Consider the following 23,829-nt stretch of genomic DNA (forward strand, 5'->3'; position numbering starts at 1 on the left):
GTGGAGATGATCGGCAAGGTCATCGCCACTCGGTCGGAAACGGCCCGGATATGGGCGTGCCAGGTGTGATCACCTGCCCGACGAGGTGCGCCCCGAAATGGTTCCACGCATCCGGTAAAATTTCCGCCAAGCCGACCGGGAGAACCGTCGAGTAACATCAGTCACTTTGGTGACCGGCCCTTTCTCCCAGGTTCCGTTCAGGCGGCGGCCCGGAGGGCCGACCTGACCGCGTCGGGCAGATCGGGTGAGTCCATCGCGTCACGTTCGGCCGGGGTCCATTCGCGGGCCGCCACCAGCGCCGCCAGCGGCGTCGCCAGACCGTCGCCCACCAGGCAGCAGACCGCCCGGGGCAGCAGCTCGGGCCGGGAGGCCGCCAGCCGGAGGAAGGACTCGGCGGCCTCCGGAGACTCGTCCACGATCAGCGCCAGCCACCACAACGCCCGCCGCGCCTGCTTGACCGACACGTCCCGGGTGAGCCGGTCGATCAACCCCGGACGAGCGGCCGCCACCTCCGCCAGCAGCCGCCCCGCCACCGGCACCGGACGCACGGGATCGCCGGCGGCCCGCTCCGCCACCCACTCCCGCTCCGCGGCCGTCCGGCCCGCCAGCTCGGGAATCCGCCGCAGCAGCGTCGGCAGGGGGCCCACCAGCAACGCGGCGGCGACGACGGGATCCGGATCGGCGTCCCGGACACTCCGCACGCCGTCCGGCCCCGGCAGGCGCACCACCTGCTCGACGCCGCAGGGCCGCCGCACTTCGAGGAGCAGCCGGATCGTCGTGGTGCCCTGGTAGCCGCGCAGCTCCGCGAGCAGGCCGTCGACGTCCTCCCGGAGGTCGGCCTCCTCCACCAGGATCAGCGTCGGTCCTCCGATGTTCCGCAGCGCCGGCACGAGGTCGCGGCCTTGGCCCGGCCGGAGCAGACCGGTCCGCCACTTCCGGCCGCGACCACGGGCGAACCCCCGCATGAGCCGAGACTTGCCCGTCCCCGGAGGACCGGCCACCGCCAGCGCCGACGCCGCCTCGGGCCCGTCGCACCAGTCGGCGAGCCGCCGCGACTCCTCCTCACGCGCCCGGCCGGGCGCCGGGGGGTCCACCGGCTCCAGCGCCCCGGCGACGACCCGCCGGGCCTTCCGTAACTGATAACCGCGCACGACGGCCACGACGACGGCCGCCACGACGAGGTGGACCGTCAGCGAGATCGTGCTACCTTCGGCGACTCCCCGGATCGTCAGGGCCAGACCCAGGGACCCGCTCGGCAGCCACGCCCTCACCCGATCGTTCATGGGATCGATCAATACCCTGGCGCGCCCGTTTCGGGTAGGTGGCCAGGCGCCACACATACTCGACCGGCCCCTGCCGGAAGCGCCGCAACCACAACGTCGACCAGACCCACTGCACGGCCACGACGCCCGCGGCGATGCCCAGCACGGTCGCCGCCGACCAGTCCTCGGCCGTCCCGCCGACCAGAGGCCGCACGGCGAGTACGAGTACCGTCGCCGTCAGGTAGTTGGTCAGCGCCATCCGGCCGAGGGGCGCGAACAGGGCGTGCAGGAACCCCCGGAGCGGGCCGCGCAGCAGCACCAGGAACAGGCAGACGTAGACGACGGCGGTCGCCAGCCCGGCGGACGTGAAGAACCGGGCGTCGGACGCCTGCAGGTACCCCAGCACGACGGCCGGCACCAGCGCCACCCCGCCGACGACCGCCGGGACCAGGGCTGAGGACTCCAGCCGGTCGGCCACCCCGTAACGGACCAGCGCCGACCCCAGCAGGAACAACCCGGGGACCACCAGGATCCCGCCGCCGAGGAACAGCGCCAGGCCGAGCGCCGCGGCCGACAGCACAGCCACCACCCGGCGGGGCAACCACGTCGACGGCAGCAGGACCACCAGCCCCGCCACGGCGTAGATCGCCAGGATGTCGCCGTCCCAGAGCAGCCGGTGGGCCAGGCCGAGCACCAGCAGCGCCAGCAGCCGCCGTACCAGCACGACCCGCGTGCCGGCCGACTCGTAGAGCAGCCAGAAGCCCATGCCGAACAGCAGTGAGAAGATGGGGAAGAACCGATGGTCGACCAGCAGTCCGAGCCACAGGTCGGCCGTGGTGGGCGGCGCGCCGTCGGGCGGCAGCAGCCCGACCGTGGTGGCGATGGGCCGGACGTTGGCGACGAGGATCCCGCAGAGCGCGAAGCCGCGGACGACGTCGAGAGCCACGATGCGTGGCCGGGGGGATAGTCGTGACATGCCGTCGAAGTCTGGTCGCGGCGCGGGCCCCGAACCTGACCCGAACGGCCACATCCGGGCCCTCCGGCTCGTCCTTTCGGCCGACGGGGAGAACCCGCCGCGAGTCGGCGCGAAATGATCTTGTCGGAGTTGATCGCGGCGTATCGTGGCTCGGAACACGGTACGGCGACTGGACGGGTGGAACATGGACACTCTTCACGGATCTTCCCCCTTTCCCCCTATCGCGGATTACGGCTTCCTCTCCGACTGTGAAGTGACCGCACTGGTCGCGAGCAGCGGAAACATCGAATGGCTCTGCCTGCCACGGCTCGACTCCCCGTCGGTTTTCGGCGCGGTGCTCGACCGGGGCGCGGGGCGGTTCCGGCTGGGCCCGGCCGACACGTTCGTGCCGGCCGCCCGCCGTTATCTCCCGGGCACGATGGTGCTGGAGACCTCCTGGGGCACCCCCCAGGGCTGGATCATCGTCAGGGACGTCCTCCTCATGGGCCCCTGGCACCACGAGAACGAGCTCTCCCACACCCACCGGAGGGCGCCCACCGACTACGACAGCGACCACGTCCTGCTCCGGACGGTCCGCTGCGTGTCGGGCGAACTGCAGATCACACTGGACTGCGAACCGGTCCTCGACTACGGCCGTAAGCCCGTGAACTGGTCATACACAGGGAGGGGCTACCACCAGGGACTGGCGACCGCAGAGGGCAGTGACCTCAGGCTGAGGCTCACCACCGACATGCGGCTGGGCTTCGAGGCGGGCCGCGCGATGGCCCGCACCCTCATCAAGGAAGGAGAGACGCGCTTCGTCGCGCTCTCCTGGACCGAGCACGAACCCCCGTACACCTACGACGACGCCTACAAGCGGCTCGTCTGGACCGCGCACCACTGGCAGCACTGGCTGGCCCGCGGCGACATCCCCGACCACCCCTGGCGCGGCTACCTGGAGCGCAGCGCCCTCACCCTGAAGGGGCTCACGTTCGCCCCGACGGGGGCGCTGGTCGCGGCGGCGACGACCTCGCTGCCGGAGACCCCGGGTGGCGAGCGCAACTGGGACTACCGCTACTCCTGGGTGCGCGACTCGACGTTCGCGCTCTGGGGCCTCTACACGCTCGGCTTCGACTGGGAGGCCGACGACTTCTTCTGGTTCATCGCCGACGTGGCCGAGCGCGACGAGGAACTCCAGATCATGTACGGGGTCGACGGCGAACGCGACCTGACCGAGCGCATCCTCGACCACCTCGACGGTTACGAGGGCGCCAAGCCCGTGCGCATCGGCAACGGGGCGTTCGACCACCGGCAGAACGACGTCTGGGGCGCGGTCCTCGACTCCTTCTACATCCACATCAAGTCGCGCGACCGGCTCGACGACCGGATCTGGCCGATCCTGGTCCGTCAGGTCGAGGCGGCGATGAAGCACTGGCGCGAGACCGACCGGGGCATCTGGGAGGTGCGCGGCGAGCCGCAGCACTTCACCTCCTCCAAGGTCATGTGCTGGGTGGCCATGGACCGCGGCGCCCGGCTGGCCGAGCTGCGCGGCGAGCCCGAGCTGGCCGAGACGTGGCAGAAGGTCGCCGACGAGATCAAGGACGACGTCTGCACCAACGGCGTCAGCGAAAACGGGATCTTCCGGCAGCACTACGGCACCGACGCGCTCGACGCCTCGCTGCTGCTGATCCCGCTCGTGCGGTTCCTGCCGGCCGACGACCCGCGCGTGCGGGCGACCGTGCTGGCCATCGCCGACGACCTGACGGTCGACGACCTGGTGCTGCGTTACCGCACCAAGGAGACCGACGACGGCCTGTCGGGCGAAGAGGGCACCTTCACGATCTGCTCGTTCTGGCTGGTCAGCGCCCTGGCGGAGATCGGGGAGCTCCAGCGGGCCCGGCGGTTGTGCGAGAAGTTGTTGTCGTTCGCCAGTTCGCTCGGCCTCTACGCCGAGGAGATCGACCCGGTCAGCGGCCGGCAGCTGGGCAACTTCCCGCAGGCGTTCACCCACCTGGCTCTGATCAACGCGATCATTCACATCATCCGTGCCGAAAACCACCATCACCATCCCGGAACTTCCCCGGCGGATCACTCGTTGAGGAGGCGGTGAGAACCATCCCTTGGTCTTGCGGGGTCACAGATCCCACGGGACCATGGCGAGATAGCTGATCATTAAAACCGCATCGTGGAGGCACGGTGGAGAGCAGAAACCCGATTTTCAGTCGGCGTGGCCCGGTCGGCCAAGGACAGTGGTCGGGGCCGACGCCGAGCCCCGCGCATCTGCAGGACATGTACAACCAGCCGGCCTACGCGCCGCCCACCCCCGTGGGCCGCACGCTGACGATGGACGACGTCGTCATGAAGGGCTTCATCGTCCTCGGCACGCTGCTCGCGTCCGCGGGCGTGGCGTGGATCATGAAAGTGGGCATGGGCGTCGCCGTCGTCGCCGTCATCGCCGCTTTCATCCTCGGCCTGGTCATCACGTTCAAGCAGAGCACCAACCCGGCACTGATCCTCGCCTACGCGGTGCTTGAAGGCGTCGCGCTCGGTGCGATCAGCCGGGTGTTCGAGACCTATGTCAGCAGCGGCATCGTGCTCCAGGCCATCGTGGGCACCATGATGGCGGTGCTCGGTGTGCTGGCGGTCTACGCGCTGAACATCTTCCGGCCCACGCCGAAGTTCACGAAGTTCGTGATCGGCGCCGCCATCGCGGCGGTCGGCCTGATCCTGGTCAACCTGATCGTCGGCATCTGGGTGCCGGGTGGTCTGGGTCTGCGTGACGGCGGCCCGCTGGCCATCGCGTTCAGCGTCGGCATGATCCTCCTGGGCATGTTCTTCCTGCTGCTCGACTTCGACGAGATCAACCACGCGGTTCAGGCCGGCGCCCCCGAGCGCACGTCCTGGCTGCTCGTCTTCGGCCTGATGCTCAGCATCGTGTGGATCTACCTCGAGGTCCTGCGCCTGCTGTCGTACTTCTCCGGCGACGACTGATCGAACGACGGAAAGCACGCCCCCGGTTTTCGGCCGGGGGCGTTTTTCGTTGTACGGCGAGGAACAAAAGATCAACAATTCGTAACGAAGAGATGTCTGTTGGGTCTTGTCAAGCCCCTGGCCGTGAGGCAGTGTCGACTCAAAGAGCCTTATCCGTGGAGGTGCTTATGTCGTTGAACCACTCACCGGAGACCCAAACAAAGCTCATCGCCCGCGTCCCCACGATCACCGGACGCGAACTCCCCGAGTGGTTTCAAGCCATCGACAACGGTCCGTCGTTCTCTCGCTGCGACGAGCGTGCCAACTGGCTCGCCGACGAGCACGGGCTGACCCACGGCTACGCCGCCGCCATCGTGCTGGAGCACGAGCGACGCCGACGCGGCCACATTTTCTGACAGGTCTTCCCAGCGCCCGCGCCCCCTCCGGCGCGGGCGCATCATTGTGTTCATGGACATCAGCAAGGCTCTGGAGTTCGTCCGGGCCAACCACCGCGCGGTTCTGGTCACCCGCTACGCCGACGGCCGCATCCAGACCTCACCCGTCACGGTCGGAGTCGACGCCCACGACCACGTCGTCATCAGCAGCCGGGAGGGCGCGGTCAAGACCAGGAACGTGCGGCACACCCCCGAGGTCGTGCTCACCGTCATGACCGACGAGTTCTACGGCCAGTGGCTTCAGTTGGAGGGCACGGCCGAGGTGGTCTCGCTGCCCGAGGCGATGGAACCGCTGGTCGACTACTACCGCCGCATCAGCGGCGAACACCCCGACTGGGACGACTACCGCGCCGCGATGGAGCGGGACCGGCGGGTGATCATGCGCGTCACCGTGACGAAGGCCGGTCCCGACTTCCACGGTTAGGAGAGCCGCTCCACGACCATCGCCATGCCCTGGCCGCCGCCCACGCACATGGTCTCCAGGCCGATGGTCTTGTCGTGGAAACGCAGGCTGTTGAGCAGCGTCGAGGTGATGCGCGCGCCGGTCATCCCGAAGGGGTGGCCGACCGCGATGGCGCCGCCGTTGACGTTCAGCCGGTCGAGGTCGATGCCGAGGTCCTGGTACGACGGGATCACCTGGGCCGCGAACGCCTCGTTGATCTCCACCAGGTCGACGTCGCCGATCGCCATGCCGGCCTTGGCCAGCGCCTTCTTCGACGCCTCGACCGGGCCGAGGCCCATGATCTCGGGCGACAGGCCGGTGACGCCGGTCGACACGATCCGGGCCAGCGGGGTGATGCCGAGCTGGGCGGCCTTCACGTCACTCATGATGACCACGGCGGCGGCGCCGTCGTTGAGGGGGCAGCAGTTGCCCGCGGTGACCGTGCCGTCGGGGCGGAAGACCGGCTTGAGCTGCGAGACCGCCTCGTAGGTGGTGCCCGCCCTGGGGCCGTCGTCCGTGCTGACGACGGTGCCGTCGGGCAGCGTGACCGGCGTGATGTCGGTCTCCCAGAAGCCGTTCGCCAGGGCCTTCTCGGCCAGGTTCTGCGAGCGGACGCCGAACTCGTCCTGCTCGCGGCGGCTGATGCCACGCGAGGAGGCGACGTTCTCGGCGGTCTGGCCCATCGCCATGTAGATGTCGGGCACGTTCCCGTCGTCACGGGGGTCGTGCCACGGGGGCGTGCCGCCCGCCGCGGCGGCGTCGGTGCGGGCCTTGGCGTCCAGGAACCGGGTGTTGCGGGTGTCGGGCCACGAGTCGGCGGCGCCCTTGACGAACCGCGACACGCACTCGACCCCGGCCGAGACGAACACGTCGCCCTCGCCCGCCTTGATGGCGTGGAAGGCCATGCGGGTCGTCTGGAGCGACGAGGAGCAGTAGCGGTTGACGGTGGTGCCCGGCACCCCGTCGAGCCCGAGCAGCACGGTGACCACCCGGGCCAGGTTGAAGCCCTGCTCACCGGCCGGCTGACCGGTGCCGAGCAGCAGGTCGTCGATCTCGTTCGGATCGAGTTGCGGCACCTTCGCCAGCGCCGCCGTGACCATCTGGACGGTCAGGTCGTCGGCGCGGATCTCCTTGAGCGATCCCTTGTTGGCGCGGCCGATGGGGGAGCGGGCGGTCGCGACGATGACTGCCTCAGGCATGGGGGCTCTCCAGTGTGACGGCGGACCTCTCCCCGGAGGCTACTACCTGGTATTCCAGAAATCGGCGGCAGGGTGCCAGAAAACAGAACTTTGTACTGGTGCACAACTCAGCCGTACATGCCCGGCAGGGTGGTGGTGGCGTCCTTGACGCCGTGGAGGGCGCCCTTCTCGTCGCGCCACAGGCGCCAGCCGTTCTGGGCGCCGGTGAACCAGGCCGGGGGGGCGCCCGCGTCGGTGGTGCGCTTGCCGGTGGCCAGGTCGAACTCGCAGAGCGCGGCGACGGAGTAGAACCCGGCGGCGGCCTTGCCCAGGGGCTGCGGGTCGGTCACGCAGAACGACCAGCTCCGGACGCCCTTGACCTGGGTGGCCTGGCCGGTCGACAGGTCGAAGGCCGAGCCGGGGGCGTTGTGCTTGAGGAACCCGAGGGTGTTCATCGCCTGCGGGAAGGCCAGCCACCACCCGGAACCGGGCACCTGGGTGGCGGTGATCTGCCCCATCACCCGCCCGCTCTGCCCGTCGAGCCGGGCGAACCCGCCGTAGGTGCCCTGGCCGTCGACCGGCCGCACCACCGGTGACACCGCCGGGTTGCCGCTCGGGTAGACCCGCACCACCGACGGCCGGACCCAGTCGATCACCCCGTCGGCCAGCCGGATCGAGAACATCCCGAACGTGGAGGTCTTCCCGGTCTTGGGGTGGGTGTACGGGGCGATGTAGCCCACCAGCCGGTCGCCGGAGACCCCGAACGCCCAGCCGCCCGACAGGTCGACCCCGTTCCCGAGGGCGGCCTGCACCGGCTGCTGCCACAACTGGGTGCCGTCCTTCAGCGAGTAGGCCTCGACGACCGGGTCGGCCGCGAGGCGCAGGATGACGACGTGCTTGTCGTCGGACCACTCGACCTCGGCGATGCCGGGCATCTTCCAGACCACCTTGCCGGTCTTGGGGTCGAGCACGATCATGCGGGCGTTCGCCAGCGCGGTGTGCTCCGACATGCAGACGTACCCGCCGCAGCGCTGCGGGCCGAACGTCGAGTGGACCGGCCGGGTCCAGAGCTGCTTTCCGGTACGGGCCTCGCGCGCGATCAGCGTCGCGTTCCAGCGGCCCTGCTTGGCCGGGTCGAGCGCGACCACGACCCCCTGGCCGGGGGCGGTCTCGACGGTGGCGGGGGCCTGCACGCCCATGCCGGGCAGCCGCCCCGCCATCGTCGCGGGCTGGGCCCAGAGCCTCTTCCCGCTGGACAGCTCGACGGCCACGGTCTCCAGGTTCCCGTCGGCCCGCATCGACGTCAGAGCCGCCACCCCGGCTCCGGTGGTGGTCCGGCTGACCACGTTGACCTGGGTGTTGTGCCAGGTCGGGAAGTCGGCGGGGGCGATGGCGGCGTCACTGCCCGAGCAGGCGGCCAGGGCTCCACAGGTGAGCAGGGCGAGCGCGAGGGCATGGGGCCGTATCAAGATTCACTCCTCCAGGGGGTGACGGCCCGGACGCCGAGGGTGACCGGAATCAGGTGTGCGGAGACACCACGTCCCGTCTGCGGCGGAGCAGCATGGCCCACCGTCCGTGGGGACCGACCGCCCGGCCTGCGACACGGGTCGCGGTGACCTCGGTTCCGGGTTCCTCAACGGCCATCGCCGCCAGAAGGTATTGCGAGCCTTCGACGCGCTCGGCGGAGGGCTCTGGCCACAGGTCGAGCGCGGCGCATACAGAAGGTAGCACTGTGTAAGCGGCCTGTAGGTAGCCTCGGGCACTTGGATGGAATCGATCGGGTCCGAACATTTCTGTCGGATTTGTCATGAACGAGGGTCCGAGCAGGTCGGCGAAGCTGACCGTGCGCCCGCCCGCCTCGATCACCCCGATCGTCTGCGCCGCGGCGAGCTGACGGCTCCACCGGCGGGTCACCCAGCGCAACGGCTGGGCGATCGGCCGGACCGTGCCGAGATCCGGGCAGGTGCCCACCACCACCTGCGCGCCCGACTCGCGCAGCCGCCGGACGGCGTCCTGGAGGTGGCGGACCGCGGTGGCCGGGCGGGTCTGGGTGGTGACGTCGTTGGCGCCGATGAAGATCACCGCGATGTCGGGACGGGCGTCGAGGGCGCGGTCGACCTGGGCGTCGAGGTCGCGGGAGATGGCCCCGGAGCGGCCGACGACGGTCAGCCGCACCGGCCGCTCGGCCACCGAGGCCAGGCCGAGGGCCAGGTTCACGCCGGGGGTGTCCTTCGGGTCGGTCATGCCGAGGCCGACGGAGGTCGAGTCGCCCAGCACGGCCATGGAGATCGGCTCGCCGGACTGGTCGCCGTAGACGCCGTCGGAGGGCGGGCCGTCCTCGGAGACCGGGCGGCCGACGATGCGGCGGGCGACCATGGCCTCGGCCAGCAGGAGCGCGTAGGTCGCCGCGCCGAGGGCAGTCACCCCGCCCCCGCCCAGCGCCGCCGCCGTCGCGATGCGCCTGGCGGCCCGTGCCGCACCCGGAGTCCAGATCACCGGCCCAACCCCCTATACGGTGTGAGGTGAAAACTAGCCGAGCCCCGGTCACCCCCTTGGGGCTGAGGCAGCCGTCCGGCCGACAAAGCTTCGGCAAAGAACACAAGGTGGTTCTCGCGGTGCGCGTACACGACTCGCTGATCGAGCTGATGGGGAACACCCCGCTCGTGAGGCTCCGCAAGGTGACGGCGGGCGCGCCGGCGCAGGTGCTGGCGAAGGTCGAATACTTCAACCCCGGCGGCTCGGTCAAAGACCGCATCGCCCTGCGCATGGTCGAGGCGGCCGAGCGCAGCGGCGCGCTGAAGCCGGGTGGCACGATCGTCGAGCCGACCTCGGGCAACACCGGGGTCGGGCTGGCCATCGTGGCGCAGGAGAAGGGCTACAAGTGCCTGTTCGTCTGCCCCGACAAGGTCGCCAACGACAAGATCGCCGTCCTCCGCGCCTACGGCGCCGAGGTCGTGGTCTGCCCGACGGCCGTCTCGCCCGACCACCCCGACTCCTACTACTCGGTCTCCGACCGCCTCGCGCGTGAGGTCCCGAACGCCTGGAAGCCCGACCAGTACAGCAACCCCGAGAACCCGGCCAGCCACTACCACTCGACCGGCCCGGAGATCTGGGAGCAGACCGAGGGCCGGATCACCCACTTCGTGGCGGGCGTCGGCACCGGCGGCACGATCAGCGGCACCGGCCGCTACCTCAAGGAGATCTCCGACGGCCGGGTGAAGATCATCGGCGCCGACCCCGAGGGCTCGGTCTACTCGGGCGGCACCGGCCGTCCCTACCTGGTCGAGGGCGTCGGCGAGGACATCTGGCCGGCCACCTACGACACCACCATCTGCGACGAGATCATCGCGGTCTCCGACCGTGACTCGTTCGGCATGACCCGGCGGCTGGCCCGTGAGGAGGCGCTACTGGTCGGCGGCTCGTGCGGGATGGCCACGGTCGCGGCGGTGCGGGTGGCCCGCAACGCCGGCCCCGACGACGTCGTGGTGGTGCTGCTGCCCGACAGCGGACGCGGCTACCTGTCCAAGATCTTCAACGACGAGTGGATGGCCGACTACGGCTTCCTGTCCACGGCGGCCGACGAACACGCCGTCGGCGAGGTGCTCGGGCGCAAGGGCGGGGTGCTGCCCCAGTTCGTCCACGTGCACCCCCATGAGACCGTGTCCACGGCCATCGCGATCATGCGCGAGTACGGCGTCTCCCAGCTTCCCGTCATGAAGGAGGAGCCGCCGGTCATGGCCGCCGAGGTGGTCGGCTCGATCGTCGAGCGCGACCTGCTCGACGGCCTCTACCGGGGCAAGGTGCACGCCGACGACCCGCTGGGCGACCACATGTCGGCCCCGCTGCCGATGGTCGGCTCCGGCGAGGCGGTGGCCCGGGCGATCGAGGCGCTGGAGAAGGCCGACGCCGCGGTCGTGCTCGAAGACGGCAAGCCCGCCGGCCTCGTGACCAGGCAGGACCTGCTCGCCTTCCTATCGGGCCGGTAGGGGCAGCTCCGCGGCCACTTCCCACAGGTGCCCGGCCACCGGGCCGGCGACGAGGTGGCCGCCCATGGTCTCGACGCGTTCGGCCATGCCGATCAGCCCGAAGCCGCCGCCGAGCCGCGACAGGCGCGGGTCGGCGGCCGACAGGGGGTTGGCGACGCGGAGCCGCACCGAGTCCTCGAACGTGGTCAGCCGCACCTCCACCCACGGCGTGTGCGGGGCGTGGCGGCGGATGTTGGTGAGCGACTCGGTCAGCACCCGGTGCAGCGTGGTCAGCACCTCCGGGGCCAGGGTCAGCGACGCGACGCCCGGCCCGAGGTCGAACGTGGCGGCCGGGGAGAACTGGCCGACCATCTTCCGCAGGTCGTCGAGGGTGACGCCGACGTTGCGGGTGGCGTGGTCGTCGGCCCGCAGCACGCCGACGAGGCGGCGCATCGAGGTCAGCGCCTCGCTCCCGGCACCGGCGATGGCGTCGAGCGCCGGGAGCACCGCCTCGGGGTTGGTCTCGCCGACGGTCCGGGCGGCCTGGGCCTGGACGACGATGCCGGTGATGTGGTGGGCGACCAGGTCGTGCAGCTCCCGGGCGAGTTCCAGGCGCTCGCCCCTCCTGACCCGCTCCTCCCCGATCTTGCGGCGCTCCTGCTGGACGCGCAGGTAGCCGCCGATCCCGGCGCCCACGGCCCATCCGAGCAGGTAGACGATCGTGGCCGCCTGGGTGGCCGCGTTCGCGTAGCCGTTCTCCGGCCCCTCGAACCGGAGTGCCGGGAGGCTGATCAGCACCACCAGGATGCCGACGGAGAGCACGACGGCGTTCCTGATCGGCTCCACCCGGCGCAGCACGGTGATCGTCAGCACCATGAACGCCCCGGCCTCGGTGAACCCCACCGCCCGCAGGTCGGGCGCCCCGGCCACGACCGCCGACAGCACCAGCGACGCCGCGCTCAGCGCGACCGCCACCAGCCAGGTCCGGCGCTTGCGCAGCACCACCGCCAGGATGCCGACGCCTCCGCCGATGACGCAGACGAGCGCCCCCGTGGCGTCGGCCGGCGCCGTCGTCAGGATGGTGTCGAACACCCAGAGCAGTCCGAGCAGGCCGAGCAGCGCGATCTCGCCGGCCCGCTGCGTCCAGGTGCTGAGTCGTTCCCACACGATCGCAGAGGCTACGACGAAAGGGGTAGACCGGACATCGGCCGATCGGCCGACCCCGGCACGGCGAACCGTTCCCATGGGCGAGATGAAGACGAATGTCCGTCTTGTTCCATTGAGAGTGGAGGTGGTCACCATGACCGTGATCGCAATCGCCCTGGTGGCGTTAGGCCTGGTGCTCGTCGGTGTGCTGGCGCTCGCCGACCCCGTCCTGCTCTCGCGCTTCGAGGAGTCGGACTTCGGAACGAAGGAAAAGCAGAAGGCGGCCTAGCCGATACGCTCGACACCATGACTGAAGGCTTCGAAACCCTGGCCATCCACGCCGGGCAGGAACCCGACTCGCTGACCGGGGCCGTGGTCCCGCCCATCTACGCCGTCTCGACGTACAAGCAGGACGGCGTGGGCGGGCTGCGAGGCGGATACGAATACAGCCGCTCGGCGAATCCGACCCGGACCGCCCTCGAGTCGTGCCTGGCCGCCCTCGAAGGCGGCGTGCGCGGGCTGGCGTTCGCCTCGGGTCTCGCCGCCGAAGACACCCTGCTCCGGACGGTCTGCCGGCCGGGCGACCACGTGATCATCCCCGACGACGCCTACGGCGGCACCTACCGGCTGTTCGCCAAGGTGCTGGAGCGCTGGGGCCTGGCCTACGACCCCGTCCCGCTCGGCGACGCCGCCGCGGTGCGCGCCGCGATGCGGCCCGAGACCAAGGTGATCTGGGTCGAGACGCCGACGAACCCGCTGCTCGGCATCGCCGACATCGAGCGGTTGGCCTCCATCGCCCACGACGGCGGCGCGCTGCTCGTGGTCGACAACACCTTCGCCTCGCCCTACCTGCAGCAGCCGCTGGCCCTCGGCGCCGACGTGGTCGTCCACTCGACGACCAAGTACGTCGGCGGCCACTCCGACGTCATCGGCGGCGCGCTGGTCGCCCGCGACGTCGCCCTCGGCGAGGAGCTCACCTACCACCAGAACGCCATGGGCGCGGTGGCCGGGCCGTTCGACGCGTGGCTGACGCTGCGCGGCGTGAAGACCCTCGGAGTGCGCATGGACCGCCACTGCGACAACGCCGAGCGGGTGGTCGACCTGCTGCTCTCCCACCCGAAGGTGATCGAGGTCTTCTACCCGGGCATCGAGCGCCACCCCGGCCACGAGATCGCGGCCAAGCAGATGAAGCGCTTCGGCGGCATGGTGTCGTTCCGGGTCGCGGGCGGCGAGCAGGCGGCCGTCGACGTGTGCGACCGGGCCCGGCTGTTCACCCTCGGCGAGTCGCTCGGCGGCGTCGAGTCGCTGATCGAGCACCCCGGCCGGATGACCCACGCGAGCGCGGCGGGCTCGCCGCTGGAGGTTCCGGCCGACCTGGTGCGTCTGTCGGTGGGCATCGAGACCGTCGGGGACCTCCTCGACGATCTCTCCCAGGCCCTCGGCTGATCCCCTACGGGTTGAAGAACACCATCAGGACGAGGATCACCAGCCAGATCAGGGCGACGATGCCGCCCAGCGCGGCGATGCGCGCCACCTGGACCTTCCCGTCGTCGGACGGGTCGTCGTTCTCCAGAGCGGCGATCGCCTTCTTCGTGTCGCGGTCGATGATGACGAGCATCACGGCCGCGACTATGAACAGCGTCATGGATACGGTCAGGTAGACCTCTCCCAGGTTGCTGCCCCCGAGCAGCAGACCGAAGAGGAAGACACCCAGGGTCAGCAGGCCGAACACCCGGCCCATCCGCTTCAGATATCGCAGGACGTTCAGGTCCTGCTTGCGGATGTAGCGCGGGATCGAGCTCGTGACGACGGTCAGCGGGCCGATCGCGAAGATGGCGAAGGCGATGTGCAGCCAGAGCAGCAGCTTGTCGAGGAACGACATGCGCCGAAGGCTATCGCGATCACGCCTCACACCGTCAGGGTGTCGTCGACCTTCGCGCATGTCGGGCAGGCCTGCTCGGGGTGGATCACACAAGCGGTGTGGTCCACGTTGAGTCCGAGCATGCGCCGCGACAACGACGACAGGGCGCTCTGGGGGCTGAGGGTGAGGCTGCGCCGGCGGTCCTCCCGCTTGATGCTGTGCACCACGAGGGCGAAGCCCGCCAGGGCGCCGAAGGCGAGCAGGAGTGAGACGACGAGGATGAAACTGGACAACATGTGCGCGACTCCAATCGCTGCGGTGCATCGCACGTTATGAGGTCGCGCGGCCGCCCGGTTGTGAGGCGCCGGACAGGGTGATCTCACCTGTTGTTAGACCGATATCACCCTTCGTCCACTATGACCGTCGGCGTGCTCGCAGGAAGTCGCTGACGACGTACTCACCGAGTTTGTCGACGTTGGGGGCGAACACCCGGCCGCCGTTGCGCCGCGCGACCTCGTCCACGAACGCCCTGAGCCGTTCGTCGGCGGCCAGCATGAAGACGTTGAGCGTGGCCCGGCGGCGGGTCATCTTGTCCACCTCGGCCAGCGTCAGCTCCAGAGTCTCCCTCGACGGGGGCCACTCGAACTGCGGGGTGCCGTCGCGCATCAGGTGGGCGGTCGGCTCGCCGTCGGTGACGACCAGGACGACCGGCTCGAAGTCGGGGTGGCGGTCGAGGTGGCGGCCCGCGATCAGCAGCGCGTGGTGCAGGTTGGTGCCCTGGACCATGTCCCATTCGAGGCCGGCCAGTTCGTCGGGCTGGAGCACCCGGGCGTAGTTGGAGAAGCCGATGATCTGCACCGAGTCCTGCGGGAACTTCGAGGCCACCAGCGCCTGGAGGGCCAGCGCGGTCTGCTTGGCCGCCGCCCAGGTGCCGCGCAGCGCCATCGAATAGGACAGGTCGACCAGCAGGCAGACGGCCGCGGCCGACCGCCTTTCGGTTTCGGCCACCTCGAAATCGTCCACCGACAGGGTCACCGGGCTGCCGCCGCCCCGGCGCACCCCGTTGATCACCGTGCGGACCACGTCGATCGGCTGCTCGTCGCCGAAGCGCCACGGCCGGGTCGAGCCGGTCAGCTCTCCGGCGGCCCCGGCGTCGTGCTGGTCGTGGTCGCCGCGGCGGGTGCTCTCAAGCGAGTTGAAGACCCGGCGCAGCGCGGTCTCGCCGAGGCGGCGGACCGCCTTCGGGGTGAGCTCCAGCTTGCCGCGGTTGCGGCGCAGGTAGCCCTGCTGCTCCAGCTCGCGCTCGATCTGCTTGAGGGCCTGCAGGTCGTCGACGGCCGAGCGGCCCAGCGCCCGGCGGATCGCCTCCTCGTCGACGTCGGACAGGCGCGCGCCCGGGTAGTCCTGGCGCAACGACGACTCCAGGTAGTTGAGGTCGGCCAACTCCTGGAGGGCGCTGACGGAGTCGCCCATGCTCATCGGCGACTCGCCGCTGACCCGCTCGGCGGAGTTCCAGGCGAGGTCGGGGCGGCGGGTGTACAGGGAGTCGCCGAGGCGGCGCATCTGGTCGGCCAGGCCGCTGTCCTGGAGGGTCTGGTCCATCAGGCTCGCCAGTTCGGCGCGCTGCTGCGGGGTCATCGAGGCCAGCATGCGCTGGGCGGCGGCGGCCCGGCGGGCGAGCTGGTCGACCAGTTCCTCCAGGTTGCGCGGGTTCTCGGGGAACATGTCCCCGTAGTCGCGCATGAAGTCGTCGAAGTCCTGCTGGGTGTGCTCGCCCCGGGCGTCGCGGTCGAGCATCTCGTTCAGCGCGGCCATCATCTGCCTGACCCGCTCCATCGCGGCCGGATCGGGGTTGGCCAGGGCGTCGCGCATGCCCTTGAACTGGCTGTCGAGCACCTCGCGCCGCAGCAGGTCGCGCAGCTCCTCGAACGACCGGCGCGCCTGCGGCGACCGCCAGTCGTACTCCGACAGTTCCTGTACGGCCCTCGCGGTGTCGCCCGGCAGGTTGTCGAGCTGGGTCTCGCGGAAACGGGCGTCGTCGGACGGGTCGGGGAACAGCTCGGTGCGCTCCTGGTCGAGGGCGCGGTCGAGCAGCTCCCTGGCCTGCTCCAGGATCCCGTCGAGCCGGGTGTTCTGCCGCAGGTCCCGCCGGCGCTTGCGGACCTGCCGGAGCAGCTCCTCCAGGCCACGGCGGTCCGGCGCGTTGGGCAGCCCGCGTTTCAGCAGGTCACGCAGCGCGTCGAGCGGGGTCGAGCCCGACAGGATGGCGTCGCCCATCTCGTCGAGGGCGCCCCTGACGTCGTAGGGCGGCGCCAGGGGGTCGGGGCCGTCCTGGTATTCGCCGTACCGGTAGGAGGTCACGTGCGGTAGACCGCGGTGCCCGCGATGTCGTCCTTCGACAGGCGGCGCATCAGGTAGAGGCCTTCGAGGGCGAACTCCAGCGCGGCGGCGGCGTGGCCGGGGGACTCGTCGCCCTCGCCCATGCCGATCCGTGACATGATCTTGGCGAGGCCCTCGACCCGGCCGATCCGGCGCAGCAGTTCGGTGGCGCCGACCAGCTCGCCCGACTCGATCTGGGCGCCCTGGGCGAACTTGTCGAGCAGCGGCGCGAGGTCCGCGCCGCCCAGGGTGCCGCGGAAGGTCTCGGCGGTGGCCCTCCGGAGCAGGTGGGCCAGCACCTCGATCTCCCGGCCCTCCTCGCTGACCTCGAACTCCACCTTGCCGCGCAGCGTGTGGACGATCCCCGGCAGGTCGCAGACCCGCGCCACCGGCAGATCCTCACCGGCCAGGGCGGCCCGCCGGACGGCCGAGGCGGCCGCGGTCTCGGCGGCGGCGATCGAGAAGCGGGCCGACACGCCCGACCGCGTGTCGACGGCGGACGACTCGCGGACCAGCCGGGTGAACCGGGCGATGATCTCCACCAGGTGGTCGGGCACGTCGGCGCCGATGTCGCCCATGGCCTCCTGACGGATCAGGACCAGCTCGTCGTCGACCGACTTCGGGTAGTGGGTGCGCACCTCCGCCCCGAACCGGTCTTTCAGCGGCGTGATGATGCGGCCCCGGTTGGTGTAGTCCTCGGGGTTGGCGGAGGCGATGAGCAGGACGTCCAGAGGAAGGCGCAGGTTGTAGCCGCGGACCTGGATGTCGCGCTCCTCCAGCACGTTGAGCAGCGCGACCTGGATGCGCTCGGCCAGGTCGGGCAGCTCGTTGACGGAGAAGACGCCCCGGTTGGTGCGCGGCACCAGGCCGTAGTGGACGGTCTCGGGGTCGCCCAGCGTGCGGCCTTCGGCGATCTTGATCGGGTCGACGTCGCCGATCAGGTCGCCGACCGAGGTGTCGGGGGTGGCGAGCTTCTCGCCGTAGCGCTCACTGCGGTGCTTCCAGGCGACGACGATCTCGTCCTCGCCGAGCGCGCGGCAACGTCCGCAGACGGGTTCGTAGGGGTGGTCGTTGATCTCGCAGCCGGCGATGACCGGCGTCCACTCGTCGAGCAGCCCGACGACCGTGCGGATCAAGCGGGTCTTGCCCTGACCGCGTTCGCCGAGGAGCACGACGTCGTGCCCGGCGATCAGCGCGCGTTCGAGATGGGGCAGCACGGAGTCGTCGAACCCGACGATGCCCGGGAACCTCGGCTCGCCGGCACGCAGCCTGGCCAGCAGGTTCTCGCGGATCTCGGCTTTGACTGTCCGGTGGACATGTCCGCTCTCGCGCAGTTCGCGCAGAGTGCTCAATGTCGGAGCAGGTGCTGGCGATTTGTGCACGGGATCGAGACTACGTCGCGATTGGACTTCCAGGCACCCGATTGCCGCCACGAGCCAGATTCGGATCTTGACCATTGCGTGACGATCCGTACGCGTCGGCAACGTGCTACTGGGGAGAAACGGGGCATGAAGCCTATGCAAGACATCTACCCGAGATAGCGCGACTTGTCCGTAAAAGAGGGGGCGAGACGATGGCGGTAATCACCAGCCGGTTCGCCGACGGTCTCGCCGTCGGGCCCGATCTCGTGGAGAGCGCCGAATCGGCCGTCCGGCAGGCCGTCGAAGGCCTCTCCGGGCCCGCCGACCTGGTCTGCTTCTTCATCTGCGGGGAGGACCCCGACGACGTCGCGCGGGCCGGGCAGCGCGCGATGGCGCTGGTCCCGGACGCCGCGGTGATCGGCTGCAGCGCCACCGGCGTGATCGGCGACGCCCAGGGCGTCGAGCTGACGCCGGCCGTGTCCGCGTGGGCGGCCAGCCTGGGCGAGGCGCGGGTGACGACCTTCGCGCTGGAGTCCTTGCGGGCCGATGACCGGTTCGTGGTGATCGGACTGCCGGAGCGTGACCCCGACGACCGGGTGGCGATCATGCTCGCCGACCCCTACAGCTTCCCGACCGACGCCTTCATCGAGCACTCCGGCGAGGTGCTGGGCAACCTGCCGATCATCGGCGGCCTGGCCAACGGGCTGCGCGGGCGGGGCTCGGTCCGGCTCTTCACCGACGGCGAGGTCTACACCGAGGGCGCGATCGGCGTGCTGCTGAGCGGCCCCGTCCAGATCAGCACGGTGGTCAGCCAGGGCTGCCGCCCGATCGGCCCGACGATGGTCGTGACGGCCGCCGAGGACAACCTGCTGCTCGAACTCGCCGGCCAGCCCGCGCTGGCCCGGCTCGAAGACATCGTGAGCTCCCTGGACGAGGACGACCGCGAACTCGTCGCCAGCGGCCTCCAGATCGGCGTCGCCATGGACGAGTACGCCGAACGCCACGAGCGCGGCGACTTCCTGATCCGGGGCGTGCTCGGCATCGACCCCGAACGCGAGGCCGTGGCCATCGGCGACGTGGTGGAGATCGGCCGCACGGTCCGCTTCCAGGTCCGCGACGCCGAGACGGCCGACGAGGACCTCTACGAGCTGCTCGACGCCCACATCGAGTCGGGCGGCCGGGTGGACGGCGCGCTGCTGTTCTCCTGCAACGGCCGGGGCTCGGCGATGTTCGGCACCCCCGACCACGACGCCCTGGCCCTGCGCGACACCCTCGGCCCCATCGGGATCGCCGGGTTCTTCGCCGCCGGGGAGGTCGGGCCGGTGGGCGGAGTGAACCACGTGCACGGATTCACGGCTTCCGTCCTGGTCTTCTCGTCGTCGTCGTGAGACAGTCGGCGCCGTGGCGGTTCTGGCGATCGACATCGGCGGCACGAAGTGCGCAGTCGCCCTGACCGACGGGTCGGGAGACATCCTGACCTCGAACGTGGCGCCCACCGTGCCCGGCGGCGACGCCGAGACCCTGTGGCGGGCGTTGTGGTCGCTGATCGAGACCACGGTCGGCTCCGAACCGGTCGACGGCGTCGGCGTGGGCTGCGGCGGCCCGATGACCTGGCCCGAGGGCGTGGTCGCCCCCCTCAACATGCCCGGCTGGCGCGACGGCTTCCCGGTGGTGGCCCGGCTCCGGGAGCGGTTCCCCGGCGTCCCGGTGCGCATCCACAACGACGCCATCGCACTGGCGGCGGCCGAACACTGGAAGGGCGCCGGTCGGGGCGTCGACGACATGATCGGCATGGTCGTCTCGACGGGCGTCGGCGGCGGCCTCATCCTCGGTGGCCGCCTGATCAACGGCGGCACCGGCAACGCCGGCCACATCGGCCACGTGATCGTCGACTCGGCGGGCCCGCCCTGCGGCTGCGGCGGCAACGGCTGCCTGGAGGCCGTCGCCCGCGGCCCCGCCCTCGCGGCCTGGGCGGTCGACCAGGGCTGGGTGCCCGGCGCCCCCGCCGCCGGCCCGCTCGACCCCGAACTCTCCGAGCGGGAGGCCGCTGCCCTCTACCGCGAGAACGCGAGGGCGACCGGCCGCCAGCTGGCCGTCGACGCCGCGGCGGGCGACCAGATCGCGGTCGCGGCCATGAACCGCGCGGGCTGGGCCCTGGGCCTGGCCATCGCCTCGGCCACCCACCTGTGCGACGTCGATTTGGTGACCATCGGCGGCGGCCTCTCCCAATCGGGCCCACTGCTGTTCGAGCCCCTGGAGGAGACACTGCGCGCCCACGCCCGCATGGGCTTCTCGGCCCGGGTGCGAGTGGTCCCGGCCGCGCTGGGCCAGGAGGCGGGGCTGATCGGCGCGGCGGCACTGATCCTTGGCGGCGACCGCTACTGGTCCCCTTGAGCCCCGCGCCATATGCCGAAATTTCCGGCACGTAGTGCCGGATCGGGCGTCGGGTGGTGCGGCGGTCATTTCGTCCTTCGCTGAGGGAATATTCCCGGTTCGGGAGAGGCTGCTCCCGTTCATGGAGTGGGGTGCGCTGGCGGGGATCGCCGTGGTCTCGCTCGGGATGGTGTTGACTCCCGGGCCTAACATGATCTATCTGACCTCGCGGGCGATCTCCCAAGGGCGCAGGGCCGGGCTGGTCTCCCTGATGGGCACGTTGGTCGGGTTCGTCGTCTACCTGATCGCCACCTGCCTGGGGCTGACCGCGATCTTCGCGCTGGTCCCGGCCGCGTACACGGCGATCAAGCTCGTCGGTGCCGCCTACCTCGTCTATCTCGCCTGGAAGATCGTCAGGCCGGGCGGGCAGGCGGTCTTCGCCGCGCAGGAGCTCCCGCCCGATTCCAACGGGCGGCTCTTCGTCATGGGGCTGGTCACGAACCTGCTCAACCCGAAGGCCGCCATCCTCTACATGTCGCTGCTGCCGCAGTTCATCGAGCCCGCCCACGGCCACGTGATCCTGCAGAGCTTCGCGCTCGGGGGTGTGCAGATGACCGTCAGCATCCTCGTCAACGGCCTGATCGTGCTGGGGGCCGGCGGGCTGGCCGCCTATCTGTCGACGCGGCCGGCCGCCGTGCGGATCCAGCGCTACGTCACCGGGACCGTGCTGGGGGCCTTCGCGGTGCACCTGGCCGCCGACCGGTCCAAGGCCGTGCTGGCCACACCGTAGCGGCAGGCTAGTGGCAGGATTGCGCGCATGGCTGCACCGCAGGTGACGTACGACGACGTGCTCGCCGCCCGTGAACTCCTCAAGGGCGTGATCGCCCACACACCGGTCGTCCACTCCCGTGTGTTGTCCGAGACGATCGGCGGGCCGGTCTACCTCAAGGCCGAGAACCTCCAGCGGGCCGGGTCGTTCAAGGTGCGCGGCGCCTACGTGCGGATCGCCCGGCTGACCGAGGAGGAGCGGGCCCGGGGGGTCGTCGCGGCCAGCGCGGGCAACCACGCCCAGGGTGTGGCGTTCGGCTCGGGGCTGCTGGGCGCCAAGTCGACCGTCTACATGCCCGAGGGCGCCCCGCTGCCCAAGGTCGAGGCGACCCGGGGCTACGGCGCCGAGGTCATCTTCGCCGGGCACACCGTCGACCACGCCCTGCGGGCCGCGCGCCGCCACGCCGACGAGACCGGCGCGGTCTTCATCCACCCCTTCGACCACCCCGACGTCATCGCCGGTCAGGCCACGATCGGGCTGGAGATCATCGAGCAGCTCCCCGAGACGGGCACCATCGTGGTCGCCATCGGCGGCGGGGGTCTCGCGGCCGGGGTGGCCCTGGCGGCCAAGCACCTCCGTCCGGGTGTACGGGTGGTCGGCGTCCAGGCCGAACGCGCCGCGGCCTATCCCGAGTCGCTCGCGGCCGGTCACCCGGTGATGGTCGAACCGCAGTTCACGATGGCCGACGGGATCGCCGTCGGCCGGCCGGGCGACCTGCCGTTCGAGATGATCCACTACCTGGTCGACCAGGTGGTGACCGTCTCGGAGGAGTCGTTGTCGCGCGCCCTGCTGCTCTGCCTCGAACGCGGCAAGATGGTCGTCGAGCCGGCGGGCGCCGCCGGGGTGGCGGCCCTGCTCGACAAGCCGCACGCCTTCGAGCCCCCGGTCGTCGCGGTGTTGTCGGGCGGCAACATCGACCCGCTGCTGCTGGCCCGGGTGCTGCGCCACGGCCTCGCCGCCGCCGGGCGCTACCTGGCCTTCCGCATCCGCCTGGCCGACCGGCCCGGCGCGCTGGCCGCGCTGCTCAGGAGGCTCGCGGAGCTCAAGGCCAACGTGCTCGACGTCGTGCACGAACGTGTCGGGGCCCGTCTCCACCTCGACGAGGCCGAGGTGCTGCTCCAGTTGGAGACCCGCGGCCCCGACCACTGCGACGACGTGCTGGCCGCCCTCAGGCGGGACGGCTACAAACTCATCTTCTCCTGAGCGCCGAATCGCCGGGGCCCTCGACGAGGTCAGCCGAGGGTCGCCGGGCGGCCCTTCTCGAAGAGCCACTGGTCGAAGAGGTCGCCGAGTTTCCGCCCGGAGACCTGCTCCGCCAGGGAGATGAACTGCTCGGTGGTCGCGTTGCCGTAGCGGTGCTCGGTCGCCCACCGGCGGATGATCTTGAAGAAGGCGTCGTCGCCGACCCGCACGCGCAGGGCGTGGAGGGCCATCGCGCCCCGGTAGTAGACCGAGTTGTTGAACAGGTCGTTCTTCTGCGCCACCCCGGGCGGATAGTTCCACATCGGGTCGGTGGTGTTGGCGTAGTGGCGGTCGAAGGTCTGCTGCGCGGTCGCCTGGCCCTGGTGCTCGCTCCACAACCACTCGGCGTAGGTCGCGAAGCCCTCGTTGAGCCACAGGTCCTTCCAGCGGCTGATGCTCACGCTGTCGCCGAACCACTGGTGGGCCAGCTCGTGGGAGATGATGCCCTCGTCGGGCTCGAAGCCGCCGTAGATCGGCTTGGTCTGGTTCTCGAGCGCGTAGCCCGAGGCGAAGTCGTCGACGATCCCGCCGGTCGACTTGAACGGGTAGGGCCCGAAGACCGACGACCAGTAGTCGGTGATGCGCGCCGAGACCTCGTAGAGCCGGTCGAGCTGGTTCTGGTAGCGCGGGTCGACGGCCGCGTAGACGGGGATGCCGCCCCCGGAGTCGCCGGTCTTCACCAGGAACTTCCCGGTCGTCATGGTCGCCAGGTAGCTCACCATCGGGTGGGTCTCGCGCCAGACGAACGTGGTCTTGCCGCCCTTGGACGTCGGCTCCCCGGCCAGCTCGCCGTTGGCGATGGCGGTCACGCCGTCGGGCACGGTCAGCCGGAACTCGTAGGTCGCCTTGTCGGCCGGGTGGTCGTTGCCCGGGAACCAGGTCTTGGCGCCGTTGGGCTCGGAGGTGACGAACGAGCCGTCGCTCGTCGGCACGAAGCCGTAGGTGCCGAGGTTGGAGGAGTCGCGGACCGGCTTGGGCTCCCCCTGGTAGGTGACCGCGGCCCGGAACGTGGAGCCCTTGGGCAGGTCGGCGGTGACGGTCATCTCGTCGCCCGACCGGGTGAACTTCGCCGGCCGCCCGCCGACGGTCACCGAGCTGACCGTGAAGCCGCGGAGGTCGAGGTTGAAGCTCGACAGGTTCTCGGTCGCGGTCGCGTCGATGGTCGCGGTGCCGGCCAGCAGCCGGGTGGCGGGGTCGTAGCCCAGGGCCAGGGTGTAGTGGCCGACGTCGTAGCCGCCGTTGCCGTCGTTGGGGAAGTCGGCGTCGCCGATCCCGGCCGCCCCGGCCGTGCCGGAACGGGTGAGCCCGTGCTCGGACGCCCCCGACGGCGAACAACTCGTGAGTGTGACGACGATGAGCGCGCCTGACAGCGCCCTGGTCAAACGCATGGGTGCCCCTCCCCGAACCGACC

General features: G+C 70.6%; 22 protein-coding genes. 11 read left to right on the forward strand and 11 right to left on the reverse strand.

The window, feature by feature from the left end:
• Positions 1 to 197: 197 nt before the first annotated feature.
• Positions 198 to 1,283 carry a hypothetical protein gene (locus GT755_RS33910; protein ID WP_161483642.1) on the reverse strand — a complete coding sequence of 362 codons (1,086 nt, stop codon included), beginning with the start codon at positions 1,281 to 1,283 and terminating at the stop codon, positions 198 to 200.
• Complete coding sequence (locus GT755_RS33915; protein WP_235967964.1) at positions 1,204 to 2,238, reverse strand: DUF418 domain-containing protein; 1,035 nt, start codon at positions 2,236 to 2,238, stop codon at positions 1,204 to 1,206. Before GT755_RS33915 ends, GT755_RS33910 begins: the two co-directional genes overlap by 80 nt.
• 184 nt (positions 2,239 to 2,422) lie before the next feature.
• On the opposite strand from GT755_RS33915, the gene GT755_RS33920 reads away from it, so the two are divergent.
• The 4 genes from GT755_RS33920 (at position 2,423) to GT755_RS33935 (ending at position 6,066) form a co-directional block, all read left to right on the forward strand.
• A complete protein-coding gene (locus GT755_RS33920) occupies positions 2,423 to 4,327 on the forward strand; it encodes a glycoside hydrolase family 15 protein (protein ID WP_161483644.1) in 1,905 nt (634 codons plus the stop codon).
• A 179-nt stretch (positions 4,328 to 4,506) separates the two neighbouring features.
• Positions 4,507 to 5,208 carry a Bax inhibitor-1/YccA family protein gene (locus GT755_RS33925; RefSeq protein WP_235967966.1) on the forward strand — a complete coding sequence of 234 codons (702 nt, stop codon included), beginning with the start codon at positions 4,507 to 4,509 and terminating at the stop codon, positions 5,206 to 5,208.
• A gap of 167 nt (positions 5,209 to 5,375) precedes the next feature.
• Positions 5,376 to 5,603 (forward strand): DUF4287 domain-containing protein, encoded by a 228-nt coding sequence (locus GT755_RS33930; RefSeq protein ID WP_030451949.1) that lies wholly within the window; start codon positions 5,376 to 5,378, stop codon positions 5,601 to 5,603.
• Positions 5,604 to 5,655: 52 nt separating this feature from the next.
• Positions 5,656 to 6,066 carry a PPOX class F420-dependent oxidoreductase gene (locus GT755_RS33935; RefSeq protein ID WP_161483646.1) on the forward strand — a complete coding sequence of 137 codons (411 nt, stop codon included), beginning with the start codon at positions 5,656 to 5,658 and terminating at the stop codon, positions 6,064 to 6,066.
• Here the strand turns inward: GT755_RS33935 and GT755_RS33940 are convergent.
• The 3 genes from GT755_RS33940 to GT755_RS33950 form a co-directional block, all read right to left on the reverse strand.
• A complete protein-coding gene (locus tag GT755_RS33940; RefSeq protein WP_161483647.1) occupies positions 6,063 to 7,283 on the reverse strand; it encodes an acetyl-CoA C-acetyltransferase in 1,221 nt (406 codons plus the stop codon). The genes GT755_RS33935 and GT755_RS33940 overlap by 4 nt on opposite strands.
• A gap of 107 nt (positions 7,284 to 7,390) precedes the next feature.
• Complete coding sequence (locus tag GT755_RS33945) at positions 7,391 to 8,731, reverse strand: outer membrane protein assembly factor BamB family protein (protein WP_202610825.1); 1,341 nt, start codon at positions 8,729 to 8,731, stop codon at positions 7,391 to 7,393.
• A gap of 49 nt (positions 8,732 to 8,780) precedes the next feature.
• The gene (locus GT755_RS33950; RefSeq protein ID WP_161483648.1) at positions 8,781 to 9,758 is read right to left on the reverse strand and encodes an SGNH/GDSL hydrolase family protein; all 978 of its coding nucleotides are present in this window, start codon (positions 9,756 to 9,758) and stop codon (positions 8,781 to 8,783) included.
• Positions 9,759 to 9,877: 119 nt separating this feature from the next.
• On the opposite strand from GT755_RS33950, the gene GT755_RS33955 reads away from it, so the two are divergent.
• The gene (locus GT755_RS33955; RefSeq protein ID WP_161483649.1) at positions 9,878 to 11,248 is read left to right on the forward strand and encodes a cystathionine beta-synthase; all 1,371 of its coding nucleotides are present in this window, start codon (positions 9,878 to 9,880) and stop codon (positions 11,246 to 11,248) included.
• Here GT755_RS33955 and GT755_RS33960 read toward each other — a convergent pair.
• Complete coding sequence (locus tag GT755_RS33960) at positions 11,234 to 12,394, reverse strand: sensor histidine kinase (RefSeq protein ID WP_328794712.1); 1,161 nt, start codon at positions 12,392 to 12,394, stop codon at positions 11,234 to 11,236. The two genes, GT755_RS33955 and GT755_RS33960, sit on opposite strands and share 15 nt — an antisense overlap.
• A gap of 133 nt (positions 12,395 to 12,527) precedes the next feature.
• On the opposite strand from GT755_RS33960, the gene GT755_RS40820 reads away from it, so the two are divergent.
• Together GT755_RS40820 and GT755_RS33965 are read left to right on the forward strand one after the other, a co-directional pair.
• Positions 12,528 to 12,662, forward strand: coding sequence for a hypothetical protein (locus tag GT755_RS40820; protein WP_268903611.1), 135 nt, complete (start codon positions 12,528 to 12,530; stop codon positions 12,660 to 12,662).
• A 17-nt stretch (positions 12,663 to 12,679) separates the two neighbouring features.
• Positions 12,680 to 13,819 (forward strand): cystathionine gamma-synthase, encoded by a 1,140-nt coding sequence (locus tag GT755_RS33965; RefSeq protein ID WP_161483651.1) that lies wholly within the window; start codon positions 12,680 to 12,682, stop codon positions 13,817 to 13,819.
• Positions 13,820 to 13,823: 4 nt separating this feature from the next.
• Here the strand turns inward: GT755_RS33965 and GT755_RS33970 are convergent, their stop codons facing one another.
• The 4 genes from GT755_RS33970 to GT755_RS33985 form a co-directional block, all read right to left on the reverse strand.
• Positions 13,824 to 14,255: a DUF2269 family protein gene (locus GT755_RS33970; RefSeq protein WP_161483652.1), complete on the reverse strand. Its 432-nt coding sequence runs from the start codon at positions 14,253 to 14,255 to the stop codon at positions 13,824 to 13,826.
• 26 nt (positions 14,256 to 14,281) lie between these two features.
• Positions 14,282 to 14,530, reverse strand: coding sequence for a hypothetical protein (locus GT755_RS33975; RefSeq protein WP_161483653.1), 249 nt, complete (start codon positions 14,528 to 14,530; stop codon positions 14,282 to 14,284).
• A gap of 118 nt (positions 14,531 to 14,648) precedes the next feature.
• Complete coding sequence (locus tag GT755_RS33980) at positions 14,649 to 16,595, reverse strand: vWA domain-containing protein (RefSeq protein WP_161483654.1); 1,947 nt, start codon at positions 16,593 to 16,595, stop codon at positions 14,649 to 14,651.
• On the reverse strand, positions 16,592 to 17,965 hold the full coding sequence (locus GT755_RS33985) for a sigma 54-interacting transcriptional regulator (protein ID WP_235967967.1): 1,374 nt from the start codon (positions 17,963 to 17,965) through the stop codon (positions 16,592 to 16,594). Before GT755_RS33985 ends, GT755_RS33980 begins: the two co-directional genes overlap by 4 nt.
• Positions 17,966 to 18,186: 221 nt before the next feature.
• Here GT755_RS33985 and GT755_RS33990 point away from each other — a divergent pair, with 221 nt between their 5' ends.
• From GT755_RS33990 to ilvA, 4 genes are all read left to right on the forward strand, one after another.
• Positions 18,187 to 19,362, forward strand: coding sequence for an FIST signal transduction protein (locus GT755_RS33990; protein WP_030451937.1), 1,176 nt, complete (start codon positions 18,187 to 18,189; stop codon positions 19,360 to 19,362).
• Between the two features lie 13 nt (positions 19,363 to 19,375).
• Positions 19,376 to 20,368: an ROK family protein gene (locus GT755_RS33995; protein WP_161483656.1), complete on the forward strand. Its 993-nt coding sequence runs from the start codon at positions 19,376 to 19,378 to the stop codon at positions 20,366 to 20,368.
• A gap of 166 nt (positions 20,369 to 20,534) precedes the next feature.
• A complete protein-coding gene (locus GT755_RS34000; RefSeq protein ID WP_268903617.1) occupies positions 20,535 to 21,137 on the forward strand; it encodes a LysE family translocator in 603 nt (200 codons plus the stop codon).
• 27 nt (positions 21,138 to 21,164) lie between these two features.
• The gene (gene ilvA / locus GT755_RS34005) at positions 21,165 to 22,379 is read left to right on the forward strand and encodes a threonine ammonia-lyase (protein ID WP_161483658.1); all 1,215 of its coding nucleotides are present in this window, start codon (positions 21,165 to 21,167) and stop codon (positions 22,377 to 22,379) included.
• 29 nt (positions 22,380 to 22,408) lie between these two features.
• Here the strand turns inward: ilvA and GT755_RS34010 are convergent, their stop codons facing one another.
• A complete protein-coding gene (locus tag GT755_RS34010; protein WP_161483659.1) occupies positions 22,409 to 23,806 on the reverse strand; it encodes a M1 family metallopeptidase in 1,398 nt (465 codons plus the stop codon).
• Positions 23,807 to 23,829: the final 23 nt, after the last annotated feature.

Origin of the sequence: Herbidospora solisilvae (assembly GCF_009901565.1) — a bacterium.
GTDB lineage: Bacteria > Actinomycetota > Actinomycetes > Streptosporangiales > Streptosporangiaceae > Herbidospora > Herbidospora solisilvae.